Source organism: Aeromonas sp. TS_SC_11 (genome assembly GCF_057318915.1).
Window position 1 is genome coordinate 2,291,026 of the sequence record NZ_CM170470.1, and the last position, 13,628, is coordinate 2,304,653.

The following is a 13,628-nucleotide window of genomic DNA, read 5'->3' on the forward strand; positions in this document are numbered from 1 at the left end:
GGCTCAGTCTGGTTGGCGTTGGAGCAGCAGGGTGGTCAGGCGATCGACTTTCTGCTCGAGCCGGTTGAGCTGCTCGCTCAACTGTTGCAGGTTGACGGCATCGGCCTGCGTGCCGGTATCGGCAGCGGCTGGCGTGCTCGCCGGGGCCGGTTCTGTGGGTTGGGGCTGCTGCTTCCACTGGCTCAACACCTTGAGCAGTTCGGCCATGGGAACGGGCTGACTGAGGCGGGCCTTGACCATGGCAGTGGAGGGGGTGATCCCCTTGGCGGCCAGTTCGTTGGCGATGCGAATGATCTCTTGGGCGGACATGGGGGCTCCTGCGCAGTAGGGCTGTGATACGGGCTTGACGGGGCACAGAGCTTAACCAAACCGCTCTCCTCTGGAAAGCGGGTGGTAAAAGAAGGGATCAGTCGGTCTGGCGCAGCAGCACATCCAGCTGGTCTATGGTTTCCGACCAGTCCGAGTCATTCCAGAGGGCATCGCGCAGGAAGCCAGCCTGGGATGGGGTCCAGAAGCTGGCTTCGGGCAGCAGGGTCTGATTGTCCAGTTTGTGTTCGTGGATGAAGCGGTGCAGGCTCAGCTCGTCATTGGGCAGGCCCAGCTGGGCGAACAGGGCAGGCAGGTCGTGGGTCAACAATTCCATCTTGATCTCTCCCGGGGGACATCCCTGAACATTATAGGTTGTGATCCGCCGCGTCTTGTTTACTGGGATGGCATGCGTCCGGGGGGATAGGGCCGCTCTGGCCTCGTATCTGGCTACCGGGGGCCTTATTGGGCGGGGATGCGATGGGGCGGCAGGTCGACGCCGACTATATGCAGTCCCTGCATGCGCAACTGTCCCTGATAATGGCTCTCGCCATCGCTGGAAAATTCAAACTCGTAATAGGTCAAGAGTCGCAGCGGCCTGTGTGCCAGCGCGCGGTGGCTGCGTGCCAGAGACAGCAGTTGCAGATCGTGATGCTGGCAGTAGCGGCGCATGTATTGCCAGGCGAGCTCCGCTTGGCGGCGCTGATGCCAGAAGGCGCCCCCGACTAGGATAAGCAGCAAGATACCGAGCATTTCACCCATCAAGGGCTCCTTGTGTGATCTGGAGTTGTCTTTGCCAGGCGGCAGCCCACCTGGCCGTTATTCCATTAACCGTTACGCCGAGGCAAACAGACGTCCGATAGCCTGACCGAGTGCATTGCTGCGCTCAGGATCACGCAATCTTGCCAGCATATCATTGCGCAGGGCCGGCAGGGTCACCAGTTCGGCAAACACCTGATTGAAGAACTGGGTCGGCTGCAGCGCCAACTGTTCCAGGAACAGGCTGAGCAGGCTTGGCTCTTTGAGGTCGGGCCAGAGGCGCCCTGCGATGGCGAGCAACAAGGCCGGACTTGGCTGGGTTTGCAGCAGGGTCAGCAGCTTGTTGGTGCGCATCGCATTGCCGTTGCAGGAAGCCAGCGCCCGACACAGGTAGGCCAGGGTTTCGGCATTGGGCTCGGCAGTTTCCTGTTCCTTGCCGATCCGCTCGAACAGGGCACCTTGCACGGCCGGCGGCAGCGGGACATTTTCCAGGCTCTGACACAGGGCGTAGAGCGGGGCCTGGGGTAGCTTCGGCAGGGCCTTGCACACCAGCGCCAGATTGCGTTCGTCCTGCAGCCGCTCCGCCATGTCGGCAAAACCTTGCAGTCCCAACGCCTGCCAGCCCTCGTCACCCGGCGCAGCCAGATAGTGGCACAGGCCCTCATAGTAGGCGGAAGGAGCCTGTTCCAGCTGGCGAGCCAGCTTGGCATGCAGGCTGGCCATCTTGGCTTCGGCAGGACGGAAAGTATAGGGATTGTCGGCCAGTCGTTGGGCCTTCTCTTCATCCAGATCGCCGGTCAGCTTGTAGCCGAGGGTCTCGACCACTTGATCCATAAAGAGCTTGGGGCCGCTGCCGATGAGCAGGCCACGCTCATCGAGTGCAAACTTGAGGAACCAGAGATAGTGTCGGGATTCTGCCGGCTGGAAGAAATGAACGCCGAGCCAGGCGTGCTGCTGCAGTGGCCAGGGATAGGGCTCTTGCTGCTGCTCTATGCGTTCGAAGGCGTCGCTTGCCAGCGGCCGCACCTGGCGACCCATGTCAAACAGTTGAAACTGGGTATCGGCCTGGGTCAGAAACTCGGTCAGCGTATTGATGGTAGACATGATGTGATCCGGCTAAGAGTGATGCGGGCCGATTATAAAGCGGTTGTATCAGATAGCCAGTGGGGCACCAAGGCCATCCTGTCACGAGCTGAAAAAGACGCATCAGGGCGTTGCGGGTCAATTTGTATAAAGCTGTTGCATCAGATAGCCAATGGGGGCACCAAGGCCACCCTGTCACGAGTTGAAAAAGACGCATCAGGGGCGCTGCGGGTCAATCTGTATCAAGCGGTTGTATCAGATAGCCAGTGGGGGCACCAAGGCCACCCTGTCACGAGCTGAAAAAGATACATCAGGGGGGCAGCGGGTCAATCTGTATCAAGCGGTTGCATCAGATAGCCAGTGGGGGCTCCAAGGCCACCCTGTTACGAGCTGAAAAAGACGCATCAGGGCGCTGCGGGTCAATCTGTATAAAGCGATTGCATCAGATAGCCAGTGGGGGATGCTGAGTCTTGCTTGCCAATGGAACATGGCAGAGGGGGAGGGGGACGGTGTATAGTAGCGCCCTTTTTTGAGGAACCCGGCCAGCCGTTATCTGCCATGCAGATGAGCGTCAGGCCGGTATCGCAGTAAGAGGAAGAGAACGAGATGAATCAATATCTGCTGGTAGCCGGCCTGCTGGGTGAACTCACTGCCGAGTTGCAGCGCCTGGGGCGCTGGCAAGACGAGCATCCTGGCAAAGAGGCTCTGGCGAGCGAGCTGCCGTTCTGTGTCGATACCCTGAGCTTCGATCAGTGGCTGCAATTCGTGCTGATCCCACGCATGGAGCAGCTTGTCATGCTGCAAGCCCCCTTGCCTACCAGCGTCTCCCTCTATCCCATGGCGAGTGAGGTCTACAAGAACGAGCTGGCCGAGATGGCGAGCCTGTTGCGTCTCATCGGTCGCTTCGATCTGCTGCTGACCGGTAAAGTGGTGGAAAAATGAGTCTGACCTTGCGCTTTCAGAGAAAAACGCAGCCGGGTGACGACGTGGTGATGCAATGAAACTGACTCTGCTCTATCAGGATGATTGGTTGGTAGCGGTCAACAAACCCTCCGGTCTGCTGGTGCACCGCAGCTGGCTCGACAAGGCCGAGACCCGGTTCGCCATGCAGATGACCCGGGATCTGATCGGGGGGCGTCATGTCTACCCCGTGCATCGTCTCGACCGCCCCACCTCGGGCGTGCTGCTGTTTGCTCTGGATCCTGCCGTCGCCCGTATCCTGACAGAGGCCTTTGCCGCCCGGCAGGTACACAAGGAGTATCTGGCGCTGGTGCGGGGCTGGGCCCCGGAGCAGGGAGTGATCGACTACCCCCTCAAGGAGCAGCTGGACAAGATCGCCGATGCCATGAGCAATCCTGATCGCCCAGCCCAGGAGGCGGTAACGGCATTTCGTTGCCTGCATCAGGTCGAACTGCCTCATGCGGTTTCCAAGAAGCACCCCACCAGTCGCTATAGTCTGGTCAAGTTGTTCCCGAAAACCGGTCGCAAGCATCAGTTGCGCCGCCATATGGAACATCTTTTCCACCCAATAGTGGGCGATACCACTCATGGTGATGGTCGCCACAATCGCTTCTTTCGTGAACACTTCGGCTGCGAACGCCTGCTGCTGGTAGCTCGTACTCTCAGCTTCGAGCACCCGATCCTCAAGGTCCCGATGCGGATCCAGGCGCCGCTGGGCCTTGATCTATTGCAGCTGTTCGCCGAGCTGGGCTGGCCTGGCAGTGAAAGTGACTACTGATCATCCCCTCTATTCCCTCATCCTGACAGGGTGTTGCCTTTGACGGCGCTGTGGCATGCTGTGAAGCCATACTCGTCAAAGGAATCCGTTATGGCTCAGATAGATCTTGTAGTGGGAACCGTCTATGGCTCAGCCATGCTGGTGGCCGAGACGCTGGCTGAACATCTGCAGCAAGTCGGACATGTATGTCAGATTTTCGATGAGGCCGTGCTGGAAGACATAGATGCCTCCCGCTTCCTGCTGCTGATCACCGCCACCACGGGGCAGGGCGATATTCCGCCCAACCTGCAACCCTTGGCCGCCGCTCTGGCGGATCGGGCTCCCTATATGAAAGGCTGGCGTTATGCCCTTATCGCCATGGGGGACAGCAGCTACGAACACTTTTGCGGTGCCGGTCGTCAGCTCGACGGCTTGTTGCAGGAATTGGGGGCGAGTGCACTATTACCCCGCCTCGAGATAGATGCCGCCGTCGATGATGAACCGGAAAAGGTGGCATTGGCCTGGCTCACCGGCTGGGAGAATAAACTCTAGGGCCATTCCCTCGTCATTTTTTATTCATCCCCGATGGGTTCGACCACGGGGATGTTTATTTCTGCGTTTCATGCCTGTCAGTTGAGTCTATTTCCCACTATTCCTCCGATTATTTTCCTGTCACCCAATCATGTATTTGAGCTTTTATTCCAGTCCTGACCGACATGCAGGAAAATTAAAAGTTCCGCATTGAAAGCGATTTCAGTCATGTTTTTGTCATTGAATTGACACTTTTCACCTTAATGCTCGAAGCGAATTAATTGCTGGTAGCGTTTTCAATATTTTGTTTGAGCAATTTTTTATGTTTTAAGGGTGATGTATTGCTAATTTACGGTCTTTAATCTTCATTTAACCCCCTTGTCGGTGGTGGTGGGCGATTTGTCGCCATTTTGTGAATCAGCTCATGTTTGTCTCGAAATTGGCTACCTATAATCCATCCCGGTTATCACCGAAACGTTTTTCTAGGTGATAAGAACTTGAATATCAGGATCACACTCCTCTCAGCGGGAATAAGGAAAATGAAAATGAAAGCAAAGTGGCTCCCGATCGCTGCAGCAGTAACCGCAGCCCTGGCTTCCCAAGCCGCCTTCGCCGTTGATTTCCACGGCTACTTCCGTTCAGGTGTAGGCGTTTCCGGTGACGGAGACATGGTTAAATACAACGTGAACAAAGTTGGCCGTCTGGGTAACGAAAATGATACCTATGGCGAAGTTCAGCTGGGTCAGGAAGTATTCAACAAGGATGGCAAGACTTTCTACGTTGACTCCATGTTTGCCATGGCATCCAACGGTTCAAACGACTGGGAAGGTACCGGTACCGTTTGTAACTTCGATGCCAAACAGTGCAATGGCGACTCCGATTTCGCCCTGCGCCAGTTCAACGTACAGGCCAAAGGTCTGCTGGGCTTCGCGCCGGAAGCCACCCTGTGGGCCGGTAAGCGTTACTACCAACGTCACGATGTCCATATCTCTGACTTCTACTACTGGAACATCTCCGGTGCCGGTGCCGGTATCGAAGGCATCCAGGCCGGTCCTGGCAAGATCTCCTTCGCCTGGGTTCGCAACGACCGCAGCGCGGCCGATGTGTTCGGTCAGTACACCAACACTGGTACTGTCGCCAACCCGGTTTATCAAAAGAATGAAGACCTGAACGTCAACACACTGGACCTGCGTTATGCCGGTATCCCGCTGTGGAGCGAAGCCTCTCTGGAACTGGGCGTAGACTATGCGCTGGTTAACGAGACCGAAGCTCAGAAACCGCTGAAAAACAACAACATGAAAGACGGCGTCATGCTGACTGCCGAACTGACCGCCGGCATTCTGGGTGGCTTTAACAAGACAGTGCTGCAATACGGTACCGAAGGTTATTCCAAGACCATGGCCTTCTACGGCGACGGCTCCTGGTACGGTGCCGAAGCCAAAGACGGTGCTGATGGTTATCGTATCATCAACTGGGGTGTTGTCCCGATGGGCAACAACTTCGAGATGGGTCACCAGCTGGTCTACGGTGTAGGCAACGATATGTGGGATGGCAACGACAAGTGGGAAGCCATGTCAGCCGTTGTTCGCCCCATGTACAAGTGGGATGACTTCAACAAGACCATCTTCGAAGGCGGCTACTTCAAGGACAAGAACAAGTCCACCAACGGTACTTCCGTTGATGACTCTGGTTACAAGCTGACCCTGGCTCAAGCCTGGTCTGCCGGCTCCAGCTTCTGGGCTCGTCCTGAAATCCGTGTGTTCGCCTCCTACCTGGCCAACGACGAAGATCAGAAAGTCTTCGAAAGCGGCACCTCCAAAGACACCTACCAAGTTGGTGTTCAAGCGGAAGCTTGGTGGTAAGCACCTCTTTCAGTTAAGTTAGTCACTGCCCCCGTATGGGGGCAGTTTTGTTTCGCCGGGTAACGGCAACCGGGTTATGGAGATAAGAAGAATGAAATTGGTAAAGATGTCTATCGCAGCCGTGGTTACTGCGCTGTTGGCCGGTTGTTCCGGTAGCATGGTGGTCCCCATGCAGGATCACGCATCCATTCTGAGCAATGCCGAACAGGCCAAGCAGGCACTCTCACAGGCGACCAGTTGCTGCAATGCTTTCAACGACTTCAATTATGTGGCCTTGCCGGAAGGCGATACCCTGCTGGCCCTCGACGGCAAGCAACCCAGTTTTCAGTTTGACGAGGGGATGAGCTACTTTGCGGCTTATCGCCTGCCAGCCAACACAGGCAACCTGGCCATCAAGGTCGCATCTCAGGTAAGCAAGACGGTACTGGTGCCGCAAGTGATTATGCTGGATGCCCAGTTCAAGGTGACACGGGTGCTGGGTGAGTCAGTGTTCAGCTACCAGCCAGCCCACCTGCTGAATAACGATCGGATTGAAGGCAATATCTTTGTCGATCGCAGCATGCCGGGCAACCCGGCTGCCGAAACCTATATGATTGTCTATGCCCCGGCCAGCGAGCTGGCGGGCAGTACCACCATATTGCACCCGGCCAAAGCCTTCGCCCGTGCCAACCAAACGGTTGAGCCAGCAGTGCCGGATCCCGTGATCCCGCATTCACCATGGGGGCTGGTACAGATCGAGGTGGTCGATATGGCCAAGGGGCAGGGCCTTGAGGCTGTGTTCAAACCCGAGTACGCAGACAAGGTTGCGATGAGCCAGGCCGCGCCAGCAACTGCAGCAGTGGCTGCCAGTGCGGTGACGGCAACTGCGGTTGCTGCCAAACCCGTGCCCGCCATGTTGACCGAGACCGAAGCCTTCTATCAGTCCCAGATTGAGAAAGCGGTGAAAGCCGGTGATATCGACAAGGCCATGCAACTGGTCAGTGAGGCCGAGCGTGCCGGTTCAACCAAGGCTAAATCCATTTTTATTGATGCGGTCAAACGTTCGCAAAAAGGCTGAATATTTTCTAGCCTTTAAATTGTAATATTTATTTGAGGCCTCCCTTGTTGGAGGCCTTTTTAATCGGTAGACTAAAATAGAAAAAACAGCAAATGGTTACATTGGGTTACAATGCGTTTCTTTGTGTATCGATTTGATTGGTTAAAATACAATGCGAAACAGCACTTTTCATATTTGTGGCATACAATGAAAATGCCGAAATATATTCCTGATTAATCTGTAATTCCCCCCGAAATTATCTTGTGATCTCCCCTCCAAAATTTTTATTCCCTTGTGCCTGATGGAAGAAATTTCCGATCTGCTGGGTTATATTCAGCGGGTCAAAATAAACAACCCCAATCGAATTCACGCCAATGAAAGATGATGCTGGTGATCGTCTATCAATTGGACTGAACCGTTTACGGGAAGACAATCCATTCAGGAGCATACACACATGATGAAAAATGCGTTTTCTAATCTGCAAAAGGTTGGTAAATCGCTGATGTTGCCCGTCTCCGTATTGCCAGTCGCAGGTATCCTGCTTGGTGTCGGTGCTGCAAACTTCAGCTGGTTGCCAGAAATTGTTTCCCATTTGATGGAACAGGCCGGTGGCTCGGTATTTGGCCAGATGGCCCTGTTGTTCGCGGTGGGTGTTGCCCTCGGCTTTACCAATAACGACGGTGTATCCGGTCTGTCAGCCATCGTTGGCTACGGCATCATGACCGCCACCCTGTCAGTCATGGCGCCAGTGATGGGTGTTGACAAGATCGACACGGGTGTTCTGGGCGGTATCCTCGCCGGTGGTGTCGCCGCCTGGGCGTTCAACCGTTTCTACAAGATCCAGCTGCCTGAGTACTTGGGCTTCTTCGCTGGCAAACGTGCTGTGCCCATCATCACAGGTTTCGTTTCCATCGGTCTGGGTGTGATCCTGTCCGTGATTTGGCCGCCAGTTGGCTCTGCCATCGGTGCCTTCTCTGACTGGGCTGCCAACCAGAACCCGGTACTGGCCTTCGGTATCTACGGTGTGGTTGAGCGCTCCCTGATCCCGTTTGGTCTGCACCACATCTGGAACGTGCCTTTCTTCTATCAGGCGGGTACCTGTGTCAACGGTGCCGGTGAAACTGTCCACGGTATCATGACCTGCTTCCTGACTGCTGACGACGCTTCCCGCGCTGCCGGTAACGGCTTCGGTCAGCTGGCTGGTGGTTACCTGTTCAAGATGTTCGGTCTGCCTGCTGCTGCGTTTGCCATTGCCCACGCTGCCAAGCCGGAAAACCGCGCCAAGATTGTTGGTATCATGGCCTCCGCTGCCCTGACCTCTTTCCTGACCGGTATCACCGAACCGATTGAATTCTCCTTCCTGTTCATCGCTCCGGTACTGTACGCCATCCACGCCGTACTGGCTGGTCTGGCTTATGTGCTGACCAACATGCTGGGCGTTGTACATGGCCATACCTTCTCCAACGGCTTCATCGACTTCGTGGTTCAATCACCCCGTGCCGACAACATGCTGCTGCTGGTAGGTCTGGGTCTGGTTTACGCTGGTATCTACTACGTGGTCTTCAGCTTCGTTATCCGTGCCATGAACCTGAAAACCCCGGGTCGTGAAGACGAGACAGCTGAAGAGACTGTCAGCCAAAGCAAGGACGGCATGTCTGAAGCTCTGGTGACTGCCTTCGGTGGTAAAGAGAACATTGCCTCTCTGGATGCCTGCATCACCCGCCTGCGTGTTGGCGTGAAGGATGTGGCCAAGGTTGACCAGGCTGGTCTGAAGAAACTGGGTGCTGCCGGTGTGGTAGTCTCTGGCTCCGGTGTTCAAGCCATCTTCGGTACCAAGTCCGACAACCTGAAAACCGACATGGATATCTGGATGAAGAGCAACTAATCCTGTTGCCTGGATTTCAGAGTTCCGAAAAGGGAGGCGAAAGCCTCCCTTTTTGCTGGCTGTTTTTTGATCTGGTAAAGAGCCTGGATAAGGAATATTCAGGTATCTTGGCTTGCTGTATCGAAAAGTGCCTCAAGGGAGCAGTGCGCAGGCGTGAGGTGCCAACACCTGATACCAGCGTCATGAGCCAATTGTGTCGCATTCAAGCCAAACAACAAGGGCGCCAGATGGGCGCCCTTGTTGTTGCTGGTGCTGGCTTACAGTTTTTCCAGATCCCGCTCTATTTCGCTGATCTTGTTCTGCACCACTTTTTCCAGATGGTGCAGGTCACGCAGTATCTTCTGTTTGATATCCGGGTCTGCCTGGATATGTACGCCCTGAGTCAGGTTGTCCAGCTCATCTACCACGTACTTGAGATTGGCGTTGATCTCGGTGACATCCTTGTACTCATGAGTACCCGAGTCGACCAGCATGGTCTTGCGCTGGCGAGGGTATTTGAATTTGACACTCTTAGCGAAGAACTCGCCCTTCTGCTTCTTGAAGTAGATCTTGAGGATGTCGTGATTGGCTTCCTGGCGCAGGGTATAGCTGTCCACTGAGGTGGGTTCCTGGATCCCCAGGCTCTTCAGATTCTCGTACATCGGGCTTCCTCGGTTTGAAACGATCCTGACCAATCTATCTTAACCGAGTCGATGTGGCTTGCCTGTGACAGGGGCGCCAAAATCAAAAGGGCGCCATCAGGCGCCCTTGTTCTCAATGGTGAGAGGCATTACTCGTCAATGGAACGCAGCAGGGCGTTGATGCCGACCTTTGCACGGGTCTTGGCATCTACTTTCTTGACGATGACGGCGGCGTAGAGACTGTACTTGCCACACTTGGAGGGCAGGGAGCCAGAAACGACCACTGAACCCGCCGGCACGCGGCCGTAGTGAATTTCGCCGGTTTCGCGATCATAGATGCGGGTGGACTGGCCGATGAAGACGCCCATGGAGATGACGGAACCTTCCTCGACGATAACCCCTTCAACCACTTCGGAGCGGGCACCGATGAAGCAGTTGTCTTCGATGATGGTCGGGTTGGCCTGCAACGGCTCCAGCACGCCGCCGATGCCGACGCCGCCTGAGAGGTGCACGTTCTTGCCGATCTGGGCGCAGGAGCCCACTGTGGCCCATGTATCGACCATGGTGCCTTCATCGACGAAGGCGCCTATGTTGACGTAGGAAGGCATCAGCACTGTATTGGGAGCGATGAAGGAGCCTTTGCGAGCCGTCGCAGGCGGCACCACACGCACCCCCGCTTCCTTGAACTGCTCGGCGGTGTAGTCGGAGAACTTGAGAGGAACCTTGTCGTAGTACTGGGCATCGTCGCCCTTGATGATGCCGTTGTCATTGATGCGGAAGTAGAGCAGCACCGCCTTCTTCAACCACTGGTGTACCACCCACTCGCCGGCAATCTTCTCGGCGACACGGGCCTTGCCGGCGTCCAGCAGGTCTATGGTCTGCAGGATGGCGGACTTGGTGGCGGCATCGACGGAGCCGGGAGTGATGGAATCACGGCGCTCGAAGGCCGCTTCGATGATCTGTTGCAACTCGGTCATGACAGGTTTCCTTTAAAAAATTCGGTTTGTTGTATCACACTTTTCCAATTGTTTTTAAGGGCTCAAGCCGATTTCTTCAGGAGAATGGCGATTTATTATACTAAGTTGGCCCAACCACTTGTTCTACTTGAAGAATCAGGATGAAGAAAGGCGCCTTGTGAGGCCTGTCAACGGCTCGCCGTCAGGGGCTTCATCCGCCGATTCCTGCGGGTTGAGCTGGCTCACCAGTCGATCCTCCAGCGCCAGTTGTTCGGCCTGATTCAGCGGCTCCCCCGCCAGTGTAGTGAGGCTGAAAAAGTCCTCCACTCGCTCGCCTATGGTGGTGATCTTGGCCGCGTGCAAGGAGAGGCCACACTGCTGGAACACGGCGCCGATACGAGCCAGCAGGCCAGGGGTATCCAGTGCCGTCAGCTCCAGCAGTGTGTGACGGGTTTCGCCCTTGTGGGGCAGAAACACTACCCGGGTCGGCACGCTGAACTGACGGTGGCGCCGCGACAGCGGCTTGTTGCGCAGCACCAGCTTGCCCGGTTCCTGCAGTGCTTTCTCCAGCGCCTTTCTGATGGTGGTGGTGCGGTTGGGGCTGATGGGCTCGCCGCTGGGCTCCAGCACCACGAAGGTATCCAGCACATAGTCGCTGCGGGAATTCATGATCTGGGCATCGTGGATATTGAGGTTTTTCTGATCCAGTGCTGAGGCCACGGTGGCAAACAGATTCGGTGTGTCGCGGCAGTAGATAAAGACCTCGCTGCCACCCCGGGTCGGGTGCTTGCCGATGATCACCAGCGGCGCCGGATTGTCGCCGTGCTCGATGATCTTGCGGCAATGCCAGGCGATCTGCTCAGGGGTGTGGCGCAGGAAGTAGTCGGCCTTGAAGTCGCTCCACAGTTGGTTGATGGCCTCTTCCTGCACGTCCCGCTGGGCCAGAATTTGCTTGGCCTGGCGCTGGTTCTCACGAATGCGCAGTCGCATGTCGGGCGGGTTTTCCAGCCCCTGACGCAGGGCTTTCTGGGTGGCGAAATAGAGTTCGCGCAGCAGGGTGCCTTTCCAGTCGTTCCAGAGGGTGTCGTTGGTGGCGCAGATATCGGCCACCGTCAGGCAATAGATAAGGTCGAGGTGCTGCTCGTCGCGCACCTTCTGGGCGAAGTCGGTGACCACATCCGGGTCGTAGATGTCGCGGCGCTGGGCTGTGACCGACATCAGCAGATGGTGGCGCACCAGCCAGGCCACCAGTCGGCTCTCGTAGCGATCCAGGCCATGCAGCTGGCAGAACTCCAGCGCGTCCACGGCGCCTAGCTCTGAGTGATCCCCGCGGCGCCCCTTGGCGATGTCGTGGAACAGGGCCGCTATGCTGAGCAGTTCCGGCTTGCGCAGCCGGGTAAACACCTCGTGGCAGAGCGGGTGGGTCTGGCGGCTGGCCGGATTGGGAAACTGGTGAATGTTCTTGAGTAGCCTGTGGGTGTGCTCATCGACCGTATAGGCGTGGAACATGTCGAACTGCATCTGGCCGACGATGAGGTTCCACTGGGGCAGGTAGGCCGCCAGTATGCCGTATTTGTGCATCAGGGTGAGGGGCTGGCCGATGCCGTTGGGGTGGCGCAGCAGCGCCATGAATAGGCGGCGGCAATCGGGCAAATCCTGCAGCCAGCAATTGAGTTTGCGCCTCGCCTCGCGCAGCTGGCGCAAGGTGGCGGAGTGAATGCCGGCAATCTCGGGATGCTGGGCGATCTGGTAGAAGAGCCGCAGTATGGCAGCGGGCTCACGGCCAAACAGCTCTGAGTCCACCGCATCGATGAGGCGGCCACGCAGCTGGAACTCGTCGCAGAGACGGCGCACGTCCATGGCGGTGTTGCCGAGGATCGCCTCGTCAAACAGCTGCAGCAGCATCTCGTTGAGCTCGGAGACTCGCCGCACCGTCTGGTAGAAGCGCTTCATCATCTGCTCGACCGGGCTGTTGCCTTCCCCCTCGAACCCCAGCATCTGGGCCACGGTACGCTGGCGGTCGAACAGCAGCCGGTTGTCACCCTTGTTGATGGCCATGTGCAGGGCGAAGCGCACCTTCCACAGGAAGTTCTGACAATCGAGCAGTTCACGGTACTCCGCCCGGTTGAGAAAGCCGTGGCTGGTCATCTCGAACAGGGTGGTGGCGCCGAAGTGGCGGCGGGCGACCCAGGCCAGGGTTTGAATGTCTCTCAGTCCGCCAGGGTTGCTCTTGAGGTCGGGCTCCAGCTTGTAGGCAGTGCCAAGAAATTGCTGGTGGCGCAGGGCCTGCTCTTCGCGCTTGGCCTGAAAGAACTGTTCGCTCGGCCAGAAGCGCTCGGGACGCGTGGCCAGGGTGAGCTGCTCGAAACCGGCTTTGCGGCCTGTGATGAAACGAGCCTCTATGAGGTTGGTGGCGACCGTGATGTCGGCGCGGCCTTGCTCGATGCACTCGGCCACGTTGCGTACCGCCTGACCCACCTCCAGCTTGAGATCCCACAGCAGGGTAATGAATTCACCGATGCGCAGTCCCAGTACCTCGTCCAGCTCCTCCCCTTCATAGAGGATCAGCAGGTCTATGTCGGAGTGGGGATGCAACTCGCCACGGCCATAGCCGCCGACGGCTATCAGGCTGAGATCTGTCTTGTCGAAGCCAAATTTTTGCCACAGTCGGGTCAGCAGCGCATCCATGTATTCGGAACGGGTCGCAACCAGCTCTATGATGTTGTCGCCGGCATCGAAACGGGCGTGCAACCAGCCGAGAAAGCGGCCCAGATATTCTTTGCAGTTCTCGCGGGTGAGCTGATCGTCGGGTAACAGATGGGGGGAAAGCAGGCTGGCATCCATGGCATCTCACGCTCTTGTCGCACGCATAC

Annotated in this window: 13 protein-coding genes; 6 read left to right on the forward strand and 7 right to left on the reverse strand. The window is 56.8% G+C overall.

Translation table 11 applies throughout. The features are described 5' to 3' along the window. Nucleotides 1–3: 3 nt before the first annotated feature. The 4 genes from AC1P02_RS10875 to AC1P02_RS10890 all read right to left on the reverse strand — a co-directional run bounded on the left by AC1P02_RS10875 (nucleotide 4) and on the right by AC1P02_RS10890 (nucleotide 2,169). Nucleotides 4–309, reverse strand: coding sequence for a hypothetical protein (locus tag AC1P02_RS10875; protein WP_219615278.1), 306 nt, complete (start codon nucleotides 307–309; stop codon nucleotides 4–6). A 97-nt stretch (nucleotides 310–406) separates the two neighbouring features. Continuing rightward, nucleotides 407–643, reverse strand: coding sequence for a DUF2789 domain-containing protein (locus AC1P02_RS10880; protein ID WP_005312027.1), 237 nt, complete (start codon nucleotides 641–643; stop codon nucleotides 407–409). A 125-nt stretch (nucleotides 644–768) separates the two neighbouring features. Further along, a complete protein-coding gene (locus AC1P02_RS10885) occupies nucleotides 769–1,068 on the reverse strand; it encodes a DUF3301 domain-containing protein (protein WP_005312029.1) in 300 nt (99 codons plus the stop codon). A gap of 72 nt (nucleotides 1,069–1,140) precedes the next feature. Further along, a complete protein-coding gene (locus tag AC1P02_RS10890; protein ID WP_059167939.1) occupies nucleotides 1,141–2,169 on the reverse strand; it encodes a DUF3549 family protein in 1,029 nt (342 codons plus the stop codon). 585 nt (nucleotides 2,170–2,754) lie between these two features. On the opposite strand from AC1P02_RS10890, the gene AC1P02_RS10895 reads away from it, so the two are divergent. The 6 genes from AC1P02_RS10895 to ptsG all read left to right on the forward strand — a co-directional run bounded on the left by AC1P02_RS10895 (nucleotide 2,755) and on the right by ptsG (nucleotide 9,179). Continuing rightward, complete coding sequence (locus tag AC1P02_RS10895) at nucleotides 2,755–3,090, forward strand: YqcC family protein (protein ID WP_005312033.1); 336 nt, start codon at nucleotides 2,755–2,757, stop codon at nucleotides 3,088–3,090. 55 nt (nucleotides 3,091–3,145) lie between these two features. Beyond that, complete coding sequence (gene truC / locus AC1P02_RS10900) at nucleotides 3,146–3,886, forward strand: tRNA pseudouridine(65) synthase TruC (RefSeq protein WP_005312035.1); 741 nt, start codon at nucleotides 3,146–3,148, stop codon at nucleotides 3,884–3,886. A gap of 90 nt (nucleotides 3,887–3,976) precedes the next feature. Beyond that, complete coding sequence (locus tag AC1P02_RS10905) at nucleotides 3,977–4,417, forward strand: flavodoxin (RefSeq protein ID WP_096118006.1); 441 nt, start codon at nucleotides 3,977–3,979, stop codon at nucleotides 4,415–4,417. Nucleotides 4,418–4,941: 524 nt separating this feature from the next. Continuing rightward, a complete protein-coding gene (locus AC1P02_RS10910; RefSeq protein WP_282684564.1) occupies nucleotides 4,942–6,258 on the forward strand; it encodes a maltoporin in 1,317 nt (438 codons plus the stop codon). Nucleotides 6,259–6,349: 91 nt separating this feature from the next. Next, on the forward strand, nucleotides 6,350–7,315 hold the full coding sequence (locus AC1P02_RS10915; protein ID WP_059167936.1) for a MalM family protein: 966 nt from the start codon (nucleotides 6,350–6,352) through the stop codon (nucleotides 7,313–7,315). Nucleotides 7,316–7,748: 433 nt separating this feature from the next. Further along, nucleotides 7,749–9,179, forward strand: coding sequence for a PTS glucose transporter subunit IIBC (gene ptsG, locus AC1P02_RS10920; RefSeq protein WP_005312062.1), 1,431 nt, complete (start codon nucleotides 7,749–7,751; stop codon nucleotides 9,177–9,179). A gap of 257 nt (nucleotides 9,180–9,436) precedes the next feature. On the opposite strand, the gene AC1P02_RS10925 is transcribed toward ptsG, so the two are convergent. The 3 genes from AC1P02_RS10925 to glnD all read right to left on the reverse strand — a co-directional run bounded on the left by AC1P02_RS10925 (nucleotide 9,437) and on the right by glnD (nucleotide 13,599). Beyond that, complete coding sequence (locus AC1P02_RS10925) at nucleotides 9,437–9,820, reverse strand: DUF3461 family protein (RefSeq protein ID WP_485185384.1); 384 nt, start codon at nucleotides 9,818–9,820, stop codon at nucleotides 9,437–9,439. A gap of 128 nt (nucleotides 9,821–9,948) precedes the next feature. Next, nucleotides 9,949–10,776 carry a 2,3,4,5-tetrahydropyridine-2,6-dicarboxylate N-succinyltransferase gene (gene dapD / locus AC1P02_RS10930; protein ID WP_005312067.1) on the reverse strand — a complete coding sequence of 276 codons (828 nt, stop codon included), beginning with the start codon at nucleotides 10,774–10,776 and terminating at the stop codon, nucleotides 9,949–9,951. A 135-nt stretch (nucleotides 10,777–10,911) separates the two neighbouring features. Continuing rightward, on the reverse strand, nucleotides 10,912–13,599 hold the full coding sequence (glnD, locus tag AC1P02_RS10935; RefSeq protein WP_485185385.1) for a bifunctional uridylyltransferase/uridylyl-removing protein GlnD: 2,688 nt from the start codon (nucleotides 13,597–13,599) through the stop codon (nucleotides 10,912–10,914). Nucleotides 13,600–13,628: the final 29 nt, after the last annotated feature.